12 protein-coding genes are annotated in these 19680 nt (G+C 56.7%); 5 read left to right on the top strand and 7 right to left on the bottom strand.

The annotated features are described in order from the left end of the window. Positions 1-6 precede the first annotated feature (6 nt). Entirely contained in the window at positions 7-4281 is a 4275-nt protein-coding gene (locus tag L1F29_RS10080) for a UvrD-helicase domain-containing protein (RefSeq protein ID WP_258388187.1), read from the bottom strand. Beyond that, on the bottom strand, positions 4278-7850 hold the full coding sequence (addB, locus tag L1F29_RS10075) for a helicase-exonuclease AddAB subunit AddB (protein ID WP_258388186.1): 3573 nt from the start codon (positions 7848-7850) through the stop codon (positions 4278-4280). The genes L1F29_RS10080 and addB overlap by 4 nt, the downstream gene beginning before the upstream one ends. A gap of 773 nt (positions 7851-8623) precedes the next feature. Between addB and L1F29_RS10070 the strand changes: the two genes are divergently transcribed. The 4 genes from L1F29_RS10070 to msrC all read left to right on the top strand — a co-directional run bounded on the left by L1F29_RS10070 (position 8624) and on the right by msrC (position 12361). Next, the gene (locus tag L1F29_RS10070) at positions 8624-8947 is read left to right on the top strand and encodes a CD3324 family protein (RefSeq protein ID WP_258388185.1); all 324 of its coding nucleotides are present in this window, start codon (positions 8624-8626) and stop codon (positions 8945-8947) included. After that, positions 8934-11126: an ABC transporter ATP-binding protein gene (locus L1F29_RS10065; protein WP_258388184.1), complete on the top strand. Its 2193-nt coding sequence runs from the start codon at positions 8934-8936 to the stop codon at positions 11124-11126. Before L1F29_RS10070 ends, L1F29_RS10065 begins: the two co-directional genes overlap by 14 nt. Continuing rightward, positions 11123-11620, top strand: a complete 498-nt coding sequence (locus L1F29_RS10060; protein ID WP_258388183.1) for a DUF1854 domain-containing protein — start codon at positions 11123-11125, stop codon at positions 11618-11620. Before L1F29_RS10065 ends, L1F29_RS10060 begins: the two co-directional genes overlap by 4 nt. Positions 11621-11878: 258 nt before the next feature. Continuing rightward, a complete protein-coding gene (gene msrC / locus L1F29_RS10055) occupies positions 11879-12361 on the top strand; it encodes a free L-methionine (R)-S-oxide reductase MsrC (protein ID WP_258388182.1) in 483 nt (160 codons plus the stop codon). 431 nt (positions 12362-12792) lie between these two features. Here the strand turns inward: msrC and L1F29_RS10050 are convergent, their stop codons facing one another. Both L1F29_RS10050 and L1F29_RS10045 read right to left on the bottom strand, forming a co-directional pair. Beyond that, positions 12793-14097: an aspartate aminotransferase type Ic gene (locus L1F29_RS10050; RefSeq protein ID WP_258388181.1), complete on the bottom strand. Its 1305-nt coding sequence runs from the start codon at positions 14095-14097 to the stop codon at positions 12793-12795. Between the two features lie 232 nt (positions 14098-14329). Then, positions 14330-15820: a class I SAM-dependent rRNA methyltransferase gene (locus tag L1F29_RS10045; RefSeq protein ID WP_258389655.1), complete on the bottom strand. Its 1491-nt coding sequence runs from the start codon at positions 15818-15820 to the stop codon at positions 14330-14332. 136 nt (positions 15821-15956) lie between these two features. Here L1F29_RS10045 and L1F29_RS10040 point away from each other — a divergent pair, with 136 nt between their 5' ends. Then, complete coding sequence (locus L1F29_RS10040) at positions 15957-16961, top strand: Na/Pi cotransporter family protein (protein WP_258388180.1); 1005 nt, start codon at positions 15957-15959, stop codon at positions 16959-16961. Here L1F29_RS10040 and deoC read toward each other — a convergent pair. The 3 genes from deoC to mtaB all read right to left on the bottom strand — a co-directional run bounded on the left by deoC (position 16888) and on the right by mtaB (position 19675). Continuing rightward, positions 16888-17619 carry a deoxyribose-phosphate aldolase gene (gene deoC / locus L1F29_RS10035; RefSeq protein WP_258388179.1) on the bottom strand — a complete coding sequence of 244 codons (732 nt, stop codon included), beginning with the start codon at positions 17617-17619 and terminating at the stop codon, positions 16888-16890. The two genes, L1F29_RS10040 and deoC, sit on opposite strands and share 74 nt — an antisense overlap. A gap of 5 nt (positions 17620-17624) precedes the next feature. Next, entirely contained in the window at positions 17625-18050 is a 426-nt protein-coding gene (locus L1F29_RS10030; RefSeq protein WP_258388178.1) for an NUDIX hydrolase, read from the bottom strand. A 239-nt stretch (positions 18051-18289) separates the two neighbouring features. Further along, a complete protein-coding gene (gene mtaB, locus L1F29_RS10025; RefSeq protein WP_258388177.1) occupies positions 18290-19675 on the bottom strand; it encodes a tRNA (N(6)-L-threonylcarbamoyladenosine(37)-C(2))-methylthiotransferase MtaB in 1386 nt (461 codons plus the stop codon). Positions 19676-19680 lie beyond the last annotated feature (5 nt).

The raw sequence follows: 19680 nt of genomic DNA, 5'->3' as shown, positions 1-19680 counted from the left end.
GATCGGCTAGAACAGTTGAACTGCCCGGCCGCCGTCAAAAAAATAAACATAACATGCATCCACCGGCTCGCCCAGAATACGCATGACCGCCTCGGCGTAAAGCGTCAGCTGGAACCGATGGCGCTCGGCCGCTTTGTCCCACTGCTTCATCGTTATCCGGTCCGTCTTGTAGTCCAGCAGGACAAGGCCGTGCTCGTCCCGGAAGAGACAATCGATAACCCCCTGGATCAAGATCGGCTCGCCGCCGTACGACTCCGTCGCCTGCGGGTAGACCCGCTCAGCCGGAAAGGTACAGCTGAACGGCGTCTCCCGCCTCACCCACGACGCGTGCAGCAGCCGCTGCCCGACTTCTTCGCGGAAGAACGCTGCCACCGCTTCGGAATTGACGGCCCCGGCCTGCAGCTCCGTCAGCATTCGGCGTTCCAGCAAGCGCTGGACCGTATCGTGCACGGTCTGCTCATCCACTTGACTCTCCAGAGGGATATGCTGCATGACAAGATGGCTGACCGTTCCCCGCTCGGCAGCCGTCAGCGCCGCTTCCTCCATGAACTTCGGACGTCTCAGTCGGAAAGTATATTCGCCGCCCCCCGACGCCTTGACGAACGGTTCGGTCTCGAACACCGTCTCCGCCTCCGGTACGGCCGCTGTCTCGAACGCTTCGCCGAACACCAGCTCCACCTGCTCGACCTGATCATTGGCGCCGTCCCAGCCGGTCGAACCGGCATCTTCTCCATTCCAGCCGTGCCCGGCTCTGTCCGTATCGCTTGCCTGCGTTCCGCCAGCTGATGAAGGGATCAGCAGAACCTCCGACTGATCGTCCAGATCCGTCTGCGCATGCAGCCGCTTCATCTCGGTAACGGACGTCTTCGCGGGTATTTGGGTTGCCGTCCGGTACGGGTACTCCCAGGCCAGCCGGCGCTCGATTTCCAGCGCTTCTTCCGGCGATTCGAATACCGGTATCAGCTCATGGACCGCCTGCAGCCTGTCTGCGAATTCGGCTTCCGCCGCCTCATCGGTCTGTACCGCCGCCGCGGCTTCCATGCCGAGCAAAGATGCCGGGACGACTCCTTTCTTCCATTGAAGGAACGGATTTGCCGAAGGGAAGGGCACGACCTTATTCGCTTCCAGACCCGTTTCCTCGAATATGGCATCATTCGACCTCTCGCCTTCGAGCGTCAAGCGTTCGACAAGCCGGTCTTCATGACGCGCAGCAAACCTTTCGGTTTCCACGCCTTCTCGCTCATCTTCCATCTCATAGACTGCGAGCGGAATACCGTCTCGCATCGCTAACGGCCCGACCCAATCCAGAAACCGCTTTGCCTGCGCAAGCCGGAAATCCGGCAGCTGTCCGTCCGCATCGAGGGAGGCTTGCCAGCGCTGCAGCAGCTTGGCGGCATCCGCCGCCGTACCGACGAGAAACATCTTCTCCTTCGGTCTCGTAAGCGCTACGTACAGAATCCTCATTTCTTCTGCAAGCGACTCCATGCGCAGCCGTTCCCGGATGGCCAAGTACGGGAGCGTCGGATAGCTGACCCGAAGCTCCGTATCCACGAAGCGCGGTCCGAAGCCCAGCTCCTTATGCATCAGGAACGGGCTGTTCAAGTCCTGCCTGTTGAACAGCTTGCCAAGACCGGCAACGAAGACGACCGGGAACTCCAATCCCTTGCTCTTATGGATGGACATGATGCGAACGACGTCCTCTTGCTCGCCCAACGCTCTGGCCGTCCCCAAGTCCCCGCCGCTCTCGCGCATCCTGTCGATAAAGCGGAGAAAACGGAATAACCCGCGCAGGGATGTCGCCTCGTATTGGCGCGCCCGATCATGCAGAGCGCGAAGATTCGCCTGCCGCTGCAGTCCTCCCGGCATGCCGCCTACCAGATCGTAATAGCCGGTTTCCCGGAAGATTCGCCACAGCAGCTCGGAGAGCGCCCCCTGCCTGGCCTCTTCGCGCCAGCTCTCCAGGCGGCTAAGGAAGTCCGACAGCTTGCTTCGCGTGCCTTGCGGCAGCGACGGATCGCCCTCCGCCTTGCGTACGGCATCGTAATATGACAAGCGGCCAGCCGCGATCCGGATGAGCGCCAGCTCCTCTCCCGTCAATCCGACAACCGGGGAGCGCAGCGCACCTGCAAGCGGTATATCCTGATAGGGATTATCGATGACGCGGAGCAGCGACAGCATCGTCTCGACCTCGGTCGCTTCAAAGTAGCCGCTGCTCAGCTCCGCGTAAGCCGGTATCCCTTTCGCCTGCAGCTCTTCAATGATAACAGGAGCCCATTGCTTGTCCGCACGCAGCAGAATGACGATATCGCGCCAGGCAAGCGCGCGCTTGCTTCCCCGCTTCCCGTCATACGGCTCGAACGGCGCATCAATATGCGCATGGAGCGGCGTCTCCAGCCCTTTCAGCTGCAGGATCCGATTCGCGATCCAGCGCGCTTCCAGCTGCACGGTCTGCAGATCCTCCATCGTCGCCGGCTGCTCCTCGTCGGACGAGTCAGCGGCCGCTTCTTGTTCCGAAGACGGCTCATCGCCGCCGGTCCCTCTGTCGAGCAGCGCAAACTCAATCGCATAGCGATCGGGAGAACCCCCATCGCCTGCTGGCGGGTATGACGCTCCGCATACAAGCTCAGCCCGCTCATCGTAATCCATCTCCGCTACCGTCTCGCGCATGATCGCCCGGAATACCCCGTTCGTTCCGTCAACGACCTCCTGCCGGCTGCGGAAATTCCGCGCCAGATCGATTCTCAAGCCGAACTCTTCGCTTGAGGCCGGCTCTGCCGATTCTAACGGGGTCATCAGAGCCGTCTTTGTTGAAATTTCGGTTGAAGCGTCTTCTGCTTCTTCCCTATGAAGCGTCTCGAAAAACCGTCTACCGTCATCGGTTCCGTATGCCTTGTATTTGCGAAGGAACAGATTCGGTTCAGCCAGACGGAACCTGTAGATGCTCTGCTTCACATCGCCGACCATGAAACGGTTTCCTTCCCCGGAGCGCGCGATCAGCGTAACGATCGCTTCCTGAACCATGTTGGTATCCTGGTACTCGTCGAGCAATATTTCGTCGAACTGCGCCTGGTATTCCAAAGCTGCAGCAGATGGAACAGCACTGCCAGGCGTTGAAGACGGATCGCGCAGAATGCGCAGGCAATAATGCTCCATATCGCCAAAATCGAGCAGACCCTTCTCTCGTTTAGCGGACTCGAAGCGGATCCCGAACTCCTCGGCAAGGCCGGCCAGCGTATGCATCAGCGGAGCCAGATCCCGCAGCTCGGCGGCGAACTCCCCGGGTGAACGGACGAAGAATTCGTCCTGCAGGTCGGCGACGACAGCCTTGGCCATATCGCGCAGCTCCTTCGCCTGCTCCTGCAGCGCCTTATCGACGCCATCCCCCTTCTGGCTCTTCAGCTTGCCGAAGCCGGCCGCCCTGAAAGCTTCATGCCATGCTTCCCAAGGCGTGCTGTCGACACGGCTTCTCAACATTCGGATCACAGCCAGATCATCATTGAAGGTAGCCGCATAAGCATCCGGTCCGCCCGGCAGCCTGGTTACGTCCAGCGCCTGCAGAAGCAAACGTTCCGCCCCTTCCAAGGCCAGCTCGACCGTACCGGCCAAGCTTTCGACCCATTGGGTTTCCCCCAGCCCGGAGGCATCCTCCACATCGAACGCCGCCGCCGTTTCCTTCAGCCATACAGCCGGCCACGGATGGCTCTGCGAGAATTGATACAGCCTCATGACCAGCGCATACAGCGGGCCGTCTCCCCGTTCGCCGCCGAATCGTTCGACCAATTCCGTAAATCCGGTATCATGCTGCTCAGCCTCCGCATAGCGCTCCTCGAACAGGGCGTCCAGCACGTCCATCCGCAGCAGGTCGGCCTCGGTCTGATTCGCGATGCGAAAGCCAGGGTCAAGTCCGATCAGCGAGTAATATTTGCGGATGACGTCCAGGCAGAACGAGTGAAGCGTCGTAATCGACGCTCTTCCCATAAGCGCAAGCTGGCGGCGCAGATGCTCCGACTCCGGACGCTTGTCCAGCTCCTTCTCGAGCGCAATCCGGATTCGCTCCTTCATCTCGGCCGCCGCCGCCTTCGTGAAGGTCGCCACCAGCAGTCTGTCTACATCCGTATCGGCCGTTATCTTCCGGATTATGCGTTCGACGAGAACCGCCGTCTTGCCGGAACCGGCCGCGGCAGCCACCAGAATGTTGCTGCCGTCCGCAACGATCGCCTTCCATTGATCGTCGGTCCATGTGCTGCCTTCCGGCTTTTTCGGATAATCAGCTGTTCTCATCGTTCCGTCTCCTTCCTTGCCGCAAGTTCTCCCGCTGAAGGCTCCGGCACCTCGCCGAAGTGCTCCAACCTATCCTCTTCGCTCCCAGCGGCCAGGAGCTCCCAAACTTCGTCCTTGCGCGGTTTGCTCAGCTTCGTATATCCGTTGCCTTCGATCAGCGGATCGAACTGGCATACGGGCTTGTATGCGCAGAACTGGCAGGGCGTTCTTCCTCCAAGCCGATACGGGGCAATCGATACATCGCCGTCGGCAATCCGTTCGCCCAGCCGTTTCAAAGTCGAGCGCACCGAGCGTCTCAGCGTATCCCATTGCTCCTCCGAAGCTACCGATGAGGTGCTGTAGAAGCCGCCGTCCCGTTTGAGCGCAAGCGGCAGCAGCTCCGAATAGCCCGTTTCGAGCGAACCGTCCATCAGCCTGACCGTTTCTTCGTCGGCGAGCACGAGCCCTTTGAGCTTGAAGCGCTTCAGCAGCTCGCCCTGAGCCTTGTCCCGCGATAAAGAATTGGAAGCCGACAGCATCGGATTATGTACATGGAAATAGAGCACGCCTGCGGGCTTCGCCGGCTGTCCGAGCCATTCGGGTGCGCCAGTCAGCAGCACGTCCAGGTAGGTCAGCATCTGGAGCGCAAGACCATAGGCGATCTCCTCCAGCCGCAGCTGCTTCGCGCCGGACTTATAATCGATGACGCGCAGCAGCAGGCCGTCATCCGTCTGCGCGGCGTCTACCCGGTCGATCCGACCGACCATCTCCAGCATCCTTCCCTTGGACAGCGGGATCCTGACCGGAGGCAGAGGCCCTTCCGGACCGAAGCCGATCTCCAGCCCGACCGGTTGGAATTGCGCCCTTCTCGCATGCTCGCCAAGTATGACGGCTGCCTGGCCGATGATGTCCCGGAGCTTGCGGGCGACATACTGATGACGGCTGCTGCTGAACAGAATTTGCGATTGCAGCCGCATCGCCAGCTCGCCCACTACGACGGCTGTCGCTTCACGGATTTCTTCCGGAGAGAGCTCGCCCCATCTGTCGCCCAATTCCTCCGTCAAGCGGGTGAGTGCCGCGTGGAAGAGTTGGCCGATATCGGGGGCGGCCAGCTTGAAGAGTTCCCGTTCACGAAGCCTCAAGCCATGGATGGCAAAGTGCTGGAACGGACACGACACGAACCGCTCCATCCGCGATACGCTTCCACGCAGCAGGTTCCCATAGAGCAGCTCGGCCGTCTGCGCCGATAGATACGTCTCTTGGTTCGTATAGTCAAGCGATTGCACAAGGCGCTGCAGCTTGTCCTGCCACTGGGGCCTGACGGCATACCAGTTGAAGGCCTCCCACCATACCGGCGCGATAGCGCCCCCTTGCCGCCACACTCTGAGCTGCGTGATCAAATAAGAGAGCGTCCGCTCCGGATGCGCGATGAAGGAACGCTGCTCCTCGCCCGGCATGCCCGGCGACGGTTCGCCCATGATCATCCGCTCCGGAATACCGGGGAACAACTGCTTCATATGCCGTATAACCTCGGATGGATGCAGACTCTTCCCCTCTTCGTCAGACATCGGCCAGCTGATCCATAGATGGCGGCTTGGCGTCGTCAGCGCATTATAGATGAGAAATCGCTCGTCAAGCAGACGCCTGCGCACGCCGGGCGCCATTCGAAGACCGCCGTTCTCCAGCTTCTCGCGCTCATGCTCGGTCAGTATGCCGTCCTCTTGGATTCGCTGCGGCATAATTCCGTCATTCGCGCCGAGCAAGTAACAAACGCGCACCTTGCCGGACCGGGTCCTGTCGATGCTCCCGATGAGCACCTGATCCAGCGAGGGAGGGACGGAAGCCAGCTTTAAGCTTTCCAATCCGGTCTCCACCATGCCGGCGAACAGCTCTGCCGGCATCGTCTCGCCGCCGGTCATCTCGGTCAACTGGTCGAGCAGGTCCATCACGCCGTCCCATAGCTGCCTGTGCTCGCGTGCACGCAGCGTCCTGCTCTCCGCAGCCGCCTGCCGGCTCCACCGCTCCAATCGGTCCGGCGCATCGATATTGATAAGAAGCGTATACAGCGCTTCGCACATCTGGCGCACATTCGACGCCTTCTTGAGCTCCCGGCCGAATTTCCTCAAGGTCGGGACTACCGCCTCACGGGCCGTCATTATCGCCCGGAACATGCGCTGCTCACGCTCGCCCGCTTGTACCGGATCGCCCTCCAGCGTATCGCGCATAAGCGGCTTCCACTGGCTTTCCGACAACCAGCGGTTTCCGTCGATACCGGCGGCAAGCGCGTAATTTTCCAGCAGATCGAACGTCTCGCGCGTCACATATCCGTCCTCGGGCATAAGCAGCTCCGTCTTAATGCAGCGGAATACCGCTTCATACCGCCAGCCGTGAACGGCGATCTCCAGCGCCGAACGAATAAACTCCGCAAGCGGATGATGAAGCGCCGCATTCTTCTGGTCCAAGAAATAAGGGATTTCGTAGTCGGCGAACACCGACGTTATGTAATCGCTATAATCCGGCCCGTTCCGTACCATAACGGCAAGATCGCGGTAGCGGAGGCCTTCGTCCCTCACGCGGCGCACGATATCCCGGGCTACCGCCTCTACCTCCGCGCGCCGTCCCGAGGCTCGATGCAGGGAAACGGCGCCGTTCTCAAGCTCGCCGGGCGTCAGGCGAAGCGGCTTGCGCCCGCCATAATACCGCTCCGTGTGGGCAAGCATCGGGCTGTTCCGGAAGCGGTGAGGGATTTCATCCATCAGCAGAACCGGCTCTTCAATACCGACCCCGTTGCGTTCCGCCAGCTCTCTCAGCTTGATATACGTCTCCGCGGTCGGCCGGAATAAATCGAGCTCATGCGGCTGTTCCCCCGGCTCATAGAGCTTGTCCAGGCACAGCGTGACCGTTACGTCCGCAGCATGCCTTATCAACGCTTCCAGCGCCTCGAATTCCTTGGGCGTGAACCCGTTGAAGCCGTCAATCCATAGCTGCGCCTGCTTCAACGCAGGTGTATCGCCGAGCCCCTTCACGAGCCAGCTCAAGTAATCCTCCGCATCGACATACAGCCCTTCGAGTTCGCGCTCGAGCTCCGCCCCGATCCGCTGCAGGTCGCGCAGTTTGCGTCCCAGCAGAGGACTGCCGGCATCCGGGCGAATGTCCTCTGTAAATTGCTTGACGAGCCCGGCATCGATGCCATACCGTTTCCACTCGGTCATCAGCTCTCCCAGCCGCTCGATAAATCCGCGCTGCGACTCGCCGCCTTGAAACAACTCCAAATCGTCGCCGAGCCGGTTCACAATTTTGTACAGCAGCATATTCTTCCCGTTGTCGTTGATCGGGACGAGCGCCGTGCCCCCGGTCTCCTGCATGATCCGGAAGGAGAGGCGCCTGAAGCTGAGCGCTTGCGCCCGAATCGTACCCGTCAATTCCGGGCTGCTGAGGAGCGCGTACTCGGTCTGGAATGTCGCTTGCTCCGGCACGAGCATAATGAGCGGAGGGCCGTCCGGCAGCGAGGCCACTCTATCGATAATCTGACGTATGCAATAATGAGTTTTCCCCGCGCCTGACCGGCCAAGGACAAAACGGAGCGCCATTCGCCCACCTCTTCTTCGTTTTTCGATTCTCCTATTCTATCATAGAGAAGGCAACCTTTCACCCCAATTCCCAAACATATGTTCGATTTTTCTTCAGGTAAATAGTTCATATCCCTCCTTCAAACCCAGTGTCCCCGTCAATAATCGGCACAGGTTGAATTTGGAAGGCCATTCGGACATGCCTATTCTTGGTGTCGGCCGTCGGAAGCGTATGATCCGGTTGGACGGGATTGACCGGCCGCCGCGCACGATCCGTAAAAAACAATTATAGTCATTCTTTCGCTTGCCGCAGCATGCCGAACTATGAGTAAATAAAGGTGTCGGGCCGACAAATCTTTTTCGGAAGGAGGCTGAACGAATTGATTCAGAACAATGAGGTGGTTTCCGTTTAGGCGGAAACCCGTTACCGGGGAGGCCGCAAGGCCTCCCTTCCTACTTTCATCGATTCTAAAATAAATATTGGTACTTTTCGTATTTTTTTCTTTTCTTCGTGAAACGTTTTCAATTATACTTGGAATGTCAGTCTCAAAATAAATCAAGGGGGAGGGTTACATATGCTTACTATCACGGCAGCAAGGCAGCATGAATGCAACTGAATAGCCTCTGCTCCCAATCGTTACTCCGTGAATAGAGAATACGATGTTTGGACACGGTTTTTGGCTAATCGTGTTTTTTTTGACTTCAAAATATGAAAAGGAGGCGGAAGGCAATGATTCAAGTAACGAATTTGAATGAATTAGGCAATGCATACCGGTTTGAGGAGGATGTTTATCGTGATCTACAAAAATGGAAAAGATGTGCTTCCCCCTAGTTTGCTGAAGGAGCTGCAGTCCTATATCCAAGGCGAACTAGTCTATATACCCAAGCTTCAGAATAAACGGGCCGGCTGGGGCGAGAAGAGCGGTACCCGTATTATGATCGCACGGCGGAACGAAGAGATCTATCAATCTTATACAAGCGGAAGCTCCGTTGCGGAGCTTGAACGGCAGTTCCACCTATCTACCGAAAGCATACGAAAGATTATCGTGAAATTGCGCGGAACGAATAAATTCCAGTATACAGACAGAGAGAAGGAAATCGCGCGTGCCGATAATTGATCAGCTTCCGGGTTCAATCCGCTCCGCTCTAACTGCAGAGCCGCTGCTCGGCGCGCGGACGGATCTATTGAACGACGGCCGGTTCGGCGAGCAATGGCTCACCATAACCGAGTCGGAGATAACGGTATGGAACGAGAGCGGCTCCCCGCTAACGAATATTGCAGTAGAAGAACTGGAGGATGCCCGTGCCGTGAGCGGAATAGGCGGCGGCACTTTGCTTGCCGATACGAAGAGCGGTCCGGTCGTCGTTGTCCGCTATACCGCGGCGCTAACCTCTATATTCGGCTTTGCCGCCAAGCTGCTCAGCTCCTTGGCGAAGGGCGAAGAACGCCCTTCGCTATCGGAGAAGGAGCTGCCGCAGCAGTGTCCCAAGTGCCGCAATCCGCTGCAGGAAGGGACGCAGACATGCCCGATCTGCAAGAATAACGGCAAGGTCATCCTCCGCATGCTCGGATATACCAAGCCCTACAAGCTCCAGATGGCGGCAGCCGCCATCCTGCTCATCATTACGACCTTGGTGGAGCTCATTCCGCCTTATCTGACCAAAGTCATGCTCGATGACGTCCTGCAGCCGAGAAATATGGGTTCTAAGCTGTTCTGGATCGTCATCGGACTTGCGGTTACTTCAGTTACCATGGCGGTTATGCAGACGCTCCGCGGTCTGATCGGCGTCTGGGTCGGCTCCAAGCTGATGGGCGACCTCCGGCGCGATATCTACGATGCGCTGATGCGGTTGTCGCTCGCGTTCTTCGACCGGCGGCAGACATCGCAGTTCATCGGGCGGGTCAACAGCGATTCGGAGGCGATGCGTCAGTTCATGACCGATGGCGTCATATGGGTGACCGGCGAATCGCTGAAGATGATCGCCATCTTTGCCATCATGTTTAATTTGAGCTGGCAGTTGACGCTGCTGGCCCTGCTGCCGATGCCGCTGATGGTCGTGTTTTCGCTTACGCTGTGGCCGATGATCGGACGCCGGTGGTATCAGCAGTGGCGGTCCATCTTCAGGCTCAATGTGCTCGTCGGCGATTCGCTTCAAGGCATACGCGTCGTGAAAGCATTCGGCCAGGAATCGACCGAAATATCGCGCTATCAGGCCGCCAACCAGGATGTCGTCCGCAACAATATCCGGATCGAAGGCTTATGGCAGGGCATGTTCCCGCTCTTTTCTCTCGTAGCTGGCGCCGGAACGCTGCTCATTTGGTATTACGGCGGATGGTCGGTGCTAAACGGCGAGATCTCGATCGGACTATTGATTGCGCTCATCACTTATTTGGGCATGCTGCTCGGACCGCTCCAATGGGTAAGCCAAATGATCAACTGGGCTAGTCATGCGATCTCCGCGGCTGACCGGGTATTCGAAATCATGGATACGCCTTCGGAGGTGCCGGATACGCGGGAGCCCGCCGCGCTCGGCCGGGTGAAAGGCGCCGTCGTGTTTAACAACGTGTCCTACGGATATGAGAAGCATCATCCGGTATTGAAGAATATCGATCTGAACGTTGCAGAGGGAGAGATGATCGGACTCGTGGGCCACTCGGGCGCAGGCAAATCGACCTTCATCAACATGATCTGCCGTTTCTACGATACCGACACCGGGCATATAACGATCGATGGCGTCGATCTCCGAAACATCAGCCAGACGGATCTGCGCAAGCAGATCGGGGTCGTGCTTCAGGAAACCTTCCTGTTCGACGGCACGATTGCCGAGAACATCGCCTATTCCAAACCGGACGCGACACCGGAAGAAATTATGCGGGCGGCCAAAATTGCCAATGCGCATGACTTTATCGTGCGGCTGCCTGACGGCTACGATACTCGCGTCGGCGAACGCGGCCATCGGCTCTCGGGAGGAGAGAAGCAGCGCGTCTCTATTGCCCGGGCAATTATTCATGATCCCCGCATTCTGATCTTGGATGAAGCGACCGCTTCGGTCGATACCGAGACGGAGCGGCAAATTCAAGAAGCGATATCCCGCCTCGTGAAAGGGCGTACGACTTTCGCTATCGCCCACAGGCTCTCCACGCTGCGCAATGCCAACCGGCTTGTCGTGCTCGAGCGCGGCAAGATCGTCGAGGTCGGTACGCATGAAGACCTGCTTGAGAAGGAAGGCATCTACTTCAAGCTTGTCGAGGCTCAGAAAGAAATGTCGCAAATCAAGGGGGTAGAAAGCGCATGAAGGACCCCTATGAAATTCATATGCTTGAACCGGACCGCGTCTCGTTCAGCCGCGGCTCCGGAGGTGTTTTTCAAGGCGTCGTCGACGGGAAGGATTACGAAGAAATTATTGTTTACCGCGCATTTCCATTTCTCTATACGACGCAATTCATCTCTGTCCGGGACGCGAAAGATGCCGAGATCGGCGTCATACGGGATATCGGGCAGCTCGATGAGGAGAGCCGCCTGGAGATGGAGCGAGAGCTGCAGTTTCGTTACTTTCTCCCGCGGGTAACGCGAGTGGACAGTGTCAAGCATCGGACCGATCTATGGATCTGGGAGCTGCAAACCAATCTCGGTCCGACGAGGCTGGTCATGCGGAATTTGCATGAGCATATGCAGTTTCCCGGCGGCGGCCGCATAGTGCTGACCGATATGAACGGCAAGCGCTGCGAAATCGGAGACTGGAAGGCGCTCGATAGCCACAGCCGCAAACAGCTCCGCGATGTGGTGTAAAGAACATGAGGACGAATCCAGGAAGCCCGGCCGAATCTATCTGATGCGTGATAGATTCGGTCGGGCGTTTTGTTTGTCAAATCTGCTCTTTAATTTCTTAATTTACATATTATTCCTTCTTTTTTACTAAGATTAATTTACATGATATAGTTTAATGTACACCGTATATTCAACAAAATGCGGCAGTCGGCTGCATCGTGAGATTCAAGGAACGACGGCAGCCATCCCGATGTTCGATTAAACAAGGCAGGTGGTCATATGTATCAATCCGTGGTCTATCAGGGTTCCCGGGAGCAAAACATCGCGCTTTTGCTGCAGCAGTTAAAGGCGCTTATCGAGGACGAACCGAACCGGATCGCCAATCTCGCCAATGCCTCTGCGCTGCTGGCACAGTTTCTGGACGAAATCAATTGGGTCGGCTTCTATTTGGCGGAAGGCGATGAGCTGGTGCTCGGCCCGTTCCAGGGATTGCCGGCTTGCGTCAGAATTCCATTCGGCAAAGGTGTCTGCGGAACCGCTGCGGCCGGCAAACAGACGATTATTGTACCGAACGTACACGAGTTTCCAGGGCACATCGCATGCGATGCCGCATCGCAATCGGAAATTGTCGTTCCTCTCATCAAGGATGGCAGATTGCTGGGCGTGCTCGATATCGACAGTCCGAGAACGGACCGGTTTGATGAAGCTGACCGCTTGGATCTGGAGCGCTTCGTCCACGTTTTGACCGCACACTGGAAATAAGAACGTCTCGAGCGGCAGCTTCGTCATCGATGTTCCCGCCGATGAGCTGCATAAAGCGTCGGCTATGGCTATGGTTATATCTTTGGCTATGGCATTGTAATCTTGTATTTTATACAACCTGGATGGAGAAAACACTAATGATACGGAAATTGTTGCACATTCTACAACAATTCCATCTAAAAAGCGACTAATCGATGATTTCAACACCACATTGTTGTATAAAATACAACAATTCGGCCAATGCGGGCTAAATGATGAAGTCGTGTTGCACTTTTTACAACATCACCATCCGATTATCCGAGCATCCATACATCTGCATCGATCGCACGATAGAAAAGATAGCATCCCAGGTCCCAGGTAATTTGGATCGTATCGCATGCGGACATTCCTTAAGGAAAAGAAGAGCAAGCCGTACAGCGGCCTGCTCTTCTTTACTTATGCAATTCACGCGCCAAAATCTTCTTGATGCTTACCAGCTCCACGCACAGGCAGAACACATCGATAGCCGTCTCCAGCTCGCTGATGGACGGGAATGTCGGAGCGATGCGGATATTGCGGTCCCTGGGATCATTGCCGTATGGGAAAGTAGCTCCTGCGGGCGTTAATGTAACGCCGGCTTGCGCGGCCAGATGTACGACCTCTTTCGCACAGCCGTCCAGTGTGTTCAGGCTAATGAAGTAACCGCCGTTCGGTTTATTCCATGAGGCGATATTTTTGCCGCCAAGCTCCGATTCAAGCTTATTTAGCACCAGCTCGAATTTGGGATTTATTATCGCGGCTTGCTTGTCCATGTGCAGGCGGATCTGATCCATATTTTTCAGAAAACGGACATGCCGAAGCTGATTGATTTTATCCGGACCGATCGTCTGCACAGCGATTTGCTTCCTGATCGTCTGCAGGTTCTCCTCGCTGGTCGCCATTACTGCAACCCCCGAGCCGGGCAGCGTAATCTTGGAAGTCGAGCTGTACATAAACACGCGGTGAGGATTCCCGGCCGCCTTGCAGGCAGCAAAAATATTTTTCAGCTGATCGTGATTGTCCGATACGTGGTGGACCGTGTAAGCATCATCCCAGATTATTCGAAAGTCCCTTGCTTTCGCCGTCATCCCGGCTAGCCGGTCGACCGTCTCATCCGCGTATGTAATCCCGTCGGGGTTGCTGTATTTGGGCACGCACCAGATCCCTTTAATCGAATCGTCCTCGCGGACAAGCCGTTCGACGGCATCCATGTCCGGTCCGTCCTGCAGCATATCGACGGCGATCATCTCGATGTTGAATAGCTCGCAAATGGCAAAATGTCTGTCATAGCCGGGGCTGGGACACAGAAATTTGACAGCCTCCTTCTTGCCCCATGGCGATTGACTGCCGTACACCCCATGCAGCATCGCTCTGGATATCGTATCATGCATCATATTTAAGCTTGAATTACCGCCAATGATCACTTCGTTCCTGCTGACTCCGAGCATCTGCGCGAATAATTCCTTCGCCTCCGGGATCCCGTCGAGCCCGCCATAATTGCGGCAATCCGAGCCGTCCGCCGCTTGTATGCTGTCTCCCGGCTGCAGAATGGTAAGCATGTCCGCGGATAGATCCAGCTGTTCGGGACAAGGCTTCCCTCTGGACATATCCAATTTCAAGTTCCGGTTCTTATAGGCCTCGTACCGGTCTTCCCATTGCCGGGCAAGCTGGTTCAATTCATCCACAGCTAAACGATTGTAATCGGATTGACGCTCCATTCTCCTACTCCCCCTTAGAGACATTAGAACCAAATTATAACATATATCGGATCGGCTGTTACCTCTACGCTGCGAGTCAAGTCTGCGTAAACGGCATAAGAAGAAACGGCTTCCGCCGTCCTCTGCAGCGAAGCGAGTCTCTTCCTGAATAAGATCGAGCAAATGTTGACGTGAGTATATAGCAAAAAAAACCTTCCCGGAACGCGTAAATCCGGAAAGGTTTATGGATGGCCTAACGGCTTCTTACCTCGAAGATTCCAAACTTCAAATAGTGGCCTTCGCTCACGCCGACGATTTGCGGGTGGTCCTTGCCGGCTGCACGCCAGTCGATAAGCCGCAGCACTTTCCCGGCATCGACCGCCGCTGCCTGGATGGTTTCCAGAAACAGATCCGGCCGCATGTGATAGGAACAGCTTGCAGTAACAAGATAACCGCCTTCATTGACAAGCTTCAAGCCTTGGAGATTAATATCCTTATAGCCGCGAATCGCTCCCTGCACCGCGCTCTTCGTCTTGGCGAAGGCCGGCGGATCAAGGATGACGACGTCCCATGTTCTCCCGGCCGAACCCAGCGGCTTGGAGGTATCGCTCTTGGCAGCGCCATTCGAACCGGCCCGGCCCCGCTCGATCCGGTCTGCAAGTCCCTTCGCCTGGCTCCGCAAATAGTCGAATGCATCCGCGACAACGAATTCAACGCGGTCCTCGAAGCCGTTGCGGACGACATTACGGCGTGCCGTTTCGATCGCATGCTCGGACACGTCCAGACAAGTAACCTTCTTGGCGCCGTATTGACAAGCATGCAGCGTGAAGCTGCCTGTATGCGCGAAGCACTCCAGAACGGTCGCCCCGTCCCAATACGGGTACGTGACGATATTGCCTTTCGCATTCACCGGAACGAGCACGCTCTGCTTCATCGTTTGAAGCGCTCCGGTATCGTCGCCCGCCATTTCCGTAGCGGCCAAGGCGGTATTGGCATCCGGCACAGGACCAGAGCTCTCCGCCGTCCATGTGCCTTCAGGCAGCTCCTCCAGGGGGCGCTTCATCAATTGAATGCCGCTTCGCTCTCCCCACCCTTTCATGAGGGGGGCAATGGAAGCGCGGTTCTCCCGTTGGTCGAAGAAGTAGCCCGTCTTCTGCCCTTCCACGATATCGACTTCCATGAGCAAGCCGTTCTCCCGAATATCGACGATGCGCGGACAATCCCCGTACAGGACGCCCGTTCGTTCTTCCAGCCCTTCGAGCGCCCTTACCGAAACATCGCTCCGCTCATAGATCCCTTGAGGCGCAAAAACCTCGACAAGCATGTCAACAATCGTGTCCCGGTTAACCTCCATGCCTAAGGTCAGCAATTGTATGACAAGTACGCCCCCGAACCGGTCGACGACAAGTCCAGGCAGAAAATCCGCTTCCCCATAGACAAGCCGGCAGTCCTTGCCTTCAACGAACCGCCGGCGATGCTGGGCGCATTGCTTGAACCGCTCCCGGAAGAACGCCTCATCCATCGCTTCAATCGCCTTATAGGCTACAACCCGCACCGTTATTTGCGATTGTGGATTCCAATAGCCTGTCGCCAAATAGCGGCCCTGATGATTGACGATATCAACCAGGCTGCCCGGCTCAGCCGACCCGTCCATCCGATCGATTTCACTTGCATAGAGCCAGGGATGTCCTTGCTCCAGTCTCTTCTTTCGCTCACGCTTCAATATTACTTTTGCGCGTTCCATCATCAAACACTCCTCCCTATCCTATCGTTAACCCGCCTTGCTCTGCCAGAGAGCATGGCTTGTCATGCTTGTTCGTACACAAGCATATGTATATCGTTACAGCTTTTAATTGCATGGGTAAAGGAGAACTGCCGCTATGCTTCAATCCATTGCATTTCCGATGATCCTCGGATTTGCCGTCTTTATGACCGGTATGAAAATGATGGAGCTCGCCCTGCATCGTTCGGTGGGCCGGCATTTGGATACCGTCCTGCAGCGGTCCACCGCAACTCCGCTGCACGGCCTCTTGATCGGAACGGCAGCAACGGCCGTTCTGCAGAGCAGCACGGCCGTTACGGTCATGACGATCGGCCTGGTCAATGCCGGTCTGCTCACATTTCCGCGGACGCTCGGCATTGTGCTCGGCACGAATATCGGGACTTGTTTGACAACCGAGCTGATCGGCATGAATATAAGCCGGTTCAGCTGGCCGCTTCTGCTGGTATCGCTCGCGTTATGGCTTGTAACCGCACTGCTCGGCGAGATTGGACTGCTTCCCTTGCGCCAATCGGCAAGAATGAGCATGCCGCAGCCGCCGGCGGTCGTCCGCTGGCTGCAGCCGCTGCGAAGCACCGCGGTTATTCTGGGCGGATTCGCGCTGCTGCTCGTCGGAATGGGCATGATGCAATCCGTCGGTCCGGCCGTTCAATCAAGCGGATTATTCGGCGCATTTCTGACTCGCGCAGAGGACAGCGTATTGTGGGGGTTAGCTGCAGGGGTTGTATTAAGCGCCGCCGTACACAGCAGCGCGGCCGTTATCGCCATTATTATGGGACTTGCGGCTAGCTTTGCCATGCCTGTCCCGATTGGCATCGCCGTCGTACTCGGCGCGAATGTCGGGACCTGCGTCACCGCGGTGCTGGCATCGATCGGCGGCTCCAAATCAGGGCGATTCGTCGCTTGGGCGCATGTGCTGTTGAATGTGGGCGGAGCGCTGTTGTTCATCCCCATCCTCCAGCAGCTTCACGTGATTACAGGATGGATGACGGCTTCGCCCGCCGCTCAAATCGCCCATGCGCAGACGATATTCAATATTGCGAGCTCGCTGCTGGCCCTTCCTCTTTGCTACCTGCCGTTCCTGCAGCGGATGCAGCCCCGTTAATGATCGCAATGCCGGCGCTCGTACCGAGCCGGTTGGCTCCGGCAAGCAGCATCTTTACCGCCGCCTGCGCATCGCGGATGCCGCCCGACGCTTTAACGCCGATCGCTTTCGTTACCGAGGCGCGCATCAGGCGAATGTCGTCTTCCGTCGCTCCTCCGGGCCCGAAGCCTGTCGAGGTTTTGACGTAATGCGCTCCAGCCGCTTCCGCTACCCGGCATACTTCGGCCTTGTGTTCATGATCCAGCATGCCGGTTTCGATGATGACCTTCACGATCGCTTGTCCTTCCACCGCGCGGACAATGGCCGATATATCGTAGGCCACCGTTCCATATCGGCCTTCCGCCGCCGCTCCGATCGGAACGACCATATCGATCTCGCTTGCTCCGTCTTGTGCGGCGGTTTCGGCTTCGAACACCTTCACCTTCGTTGCCATAGCGCCAAGCGGGAATCCGACGACCGATGCTATATGGATGCCGGTGCCGGACAGATGCTCGCGGCAGAGCGGTACCCACGACCCATGGACGCATACGCTGTAAAACCGGTGCTGAACCGCTTCCTCGCAAAGCCTGATGATATCCTGCTCGGTCGCATCCGGCTTCAGCAGCGTATGGTCGATGAACCGTGCAAGCGGCATTCCCGGTGCATAGGTTTCAACCATACGGATTACACCTCCACGTCGAGCAGCTTGAGCGCGCCTGACAGGATGCGGTCATTGTTGCTGTAGCCGGATTGGCGCTGACGGCGCCAAGCTTCGGAAGGATCAAACCATTCCACGCCCCGAATTTCCTCAACCTGTGCCTGCAGCTTGCCGCCGACGGCTTCGACCAGATAATAATGGACTTCCTTATCGACAGTGCCTTTCGTCTCGTGGTTATACTTATATTTGATTTGATCGATCGGCGCGATGATTTTGCCTTCCATTCCCGTTTCCTCGACGATTTCACGAAGCGCGGTCTGTTCGACGGTCTCGCCTGACTCCATCTTTCCCTTCGGAAGCGAGATTTTTCCATAACGGTCCTGAATGAGCTGAATTTGCAGCTTCCCGTCCACACGCCGGAAGACGACGCCTCCTGCTGATATTTCCTTCATGTCATCCCCTCCAGAATTTGAATTCTTCAGCGTCTTGCTTACAAATTGAACAAGGATTGGAGCCGAGCCCGCTTGCGCCAGGCATTTTTGTCATTCCAATCGCTGTCGTGCCCTGCTTAGTTTCAATTATTGCTCTTTTCTATGGACAACAAGGATTCTTGCCCGCCCGGGGACAACCCGGGCTGCGGCAGAATCCTCGCCATGTTTCGAATATCCGAATGTTATTACCCGCTCTTAGGTTAAGCTTGCATCGCTTTCGGCAATTCAGCTGCGCCTTCATCGTTGCGAGCAGCCGCCGTATCCGCGTGAAGTACGCGAACCAGCTGGCCGTAGCACTCGTTGACGCCAGCTTGCGTAATCTTCACCCGGCACAGCTGGCCGATAAGCGATTCCGATCCCTCGAACACGACTTGAAGATAATTGCCCGAATAGCCCATCAGCCGTCCGCTGCCGGGAGCTCCTTTATAATCGCGCTCCGGAATGACATCGGTCACTTCGCCGACGAACTTGCTGCCATAAGCCAGCTGCATCTTCTCCGAGAGATCGATCAGCTTATGAACGCGCTCGTTCTTCACCTCATCGTCGACCTGTTCATCCATGCGGGCAGCCGGAGTCCCGGTGCGCTTCGAATACGGGAAGACGTGCATTTCGGCAAAGCCAAGCTCCTCCATAAACCGGTAGCCGTTCTCGAACATCTCGTCGGTTTCCCCGGGGAAACCGACGATGACGTCAGTCGTAATCGCTACGCCTGGCATAGCCCGGTGAAGCAGCTTGACCTTCTCGGCGAATTCCTCCGTCGTATACTTGCGCCGCATCCGGGCAAGAACGGCATTGTCGCCGGCCTGGAGCGGAATGTGCAGATGACGGCACATCTTGCTCGAACGATTGAGTACATCGATCATATCGTCATCGATTTGGCTAGCTTCGATCGAGCTGATCCGAATCCGCTCCAATCCTTCGATCTTATCCAGATCCCAGAGCAAATCGGACAGCTTGTAATTGTCCAGATCGTCCCCGTAGCCGCCCGTATGGATGCCTGTGAGCACGATCTCTTTATAGCCTGCTTCGACCAGCTGGCGCGCCTGACTGAGAACGCTTTGCGGATCGCGGCTGCGGGAGAGGCCCCGGGACCAAGGGATGATGCAGAAGGTGCAGAAGTTATTGCAGCCTTCCTGGATTTTCAAGAAAGCACGCGTCCGTTCCGCGAAATCCGGGACGTCCATCTCTTCGAAATCACGCGTTTTCATAATATTCCGTACCGCGTTTACCGGTTTGCGGTCAGCCTGAATTTGGCCGATGTAATCCATCAGCTTCTCCCGGTCCTGCGTGCCGATTACAAGATCGACGCCTTCGATCGCCATGATCTCAGCCGGCGATGTCTGGGCATAGCAGCCCGTAACCGCAATGACGGCATCCGGATTGCGCCGGATCGCGCGGCGGATAATTTGGCGGCTCTTCTTGTCGCCTGTATTCGTCACCGTACACGTATTGATCAGATATACGTCCGCGGTTTTCGTTTCGAAGTCAACCTGTTCATAGCCATTGTTCTTGAATAGCTGCCAGATGGCTTCCGTATCGTAGAAGTTTACTTTACAGCCTAGTGTATAAAAAGCAACTGACGGCATAGTCG

Source organism: Paenibacillus spongiae (assembly GCF_024734895.1).
In the GTDB taxonomy this organism is placed as follows: domain Bacteria; phylum Bacillota; class Bacilli; order Paenibacillales; family Paenibacillaceae; genus Paenibacillus_Z; species Paenibacillus_Z spongiae.
Note: the sequence above shows the minus strand (reverse complement) of the source record. Positions and strands in the feature narration are given on the sequence as shown.

What these genes read in the sequence shown, in the direction of transcription:
- mtaB (WP_258388177.1), bottom strand. Translation starts at nt 19,675, where the DNA reads ATGCCGTCAGTTGCTTTTTATACACTAGGCTGTAAAGTAAACTTCTAC.
- L1F29_RS10080 (WP_258388187.1), bottom strand. Translation starts at nt 4,281, where the DNA reads ATGAGAACAGCTGATTATCCGAAAAAGCCGGAAGGCAGCACATGGACC.
- L1F29_RS10060 (WP_258388183.1), top strand. Translation starts at nt 11,123, where the DNA reads ATGAAGGACCCCTATGAAATTCATATGCTTGAACCGGACCGCGTCTCG.
- msrC (WP_258388182.1), top strand. Translation starts at nt 11,879, where the DNA reads ATGTATCAATCCGTGGTCTATCAGGGTTCCCGGGAGCAAAACATCGCG.
- deoC (WP_258388179.1), bottom strand. Translation starts at nt 17,619, where the DNA reads ATGGTTGAAACCTATGCACCGGGAATGCCGCTTGCACGGTTCATCGAC.
- L1F29_RS10040 (WP_258388180.1), top strand. Translation starts at nt 15,957, where the DNA reads ATGCTTCAATCCATTGCATTTCCGATGATCCTCGGATTTGCCGTCTTT.
- L1F29_RS10050 (WP_258388181.1), bottom strand. Translation starts at nt 14,097, where the DNA reads ATGGAGCGTCAATCCGATTACAATCGTTTAGCTGTGGATGAATTGAAC.
- L1F29_RS10030 (WP_258388178.1), bottom strand. Translation starts at nt 18,050, where the DNA reads ATGAAGGAAATATCAGCAGGAGGCGTCGTCTTCCGGCGTGTGGACGGG.
- L1F29_RS10045 (WP_258389655.1), bottom strand. Translation starts at nt 15,820, where the DNA reads ATGGAACGCGCAAAAGTAATATTGAAGCGTGAGCGAAAGAAGAGACTG.
- addB (WP_258388186.1), bottom strand. Translation starts at nt 7,850, where the DNA reads ATGGCGCTCCGTTTTGTCCTTGGCCGGTCAGGCGCGGGGAAAACTCAT.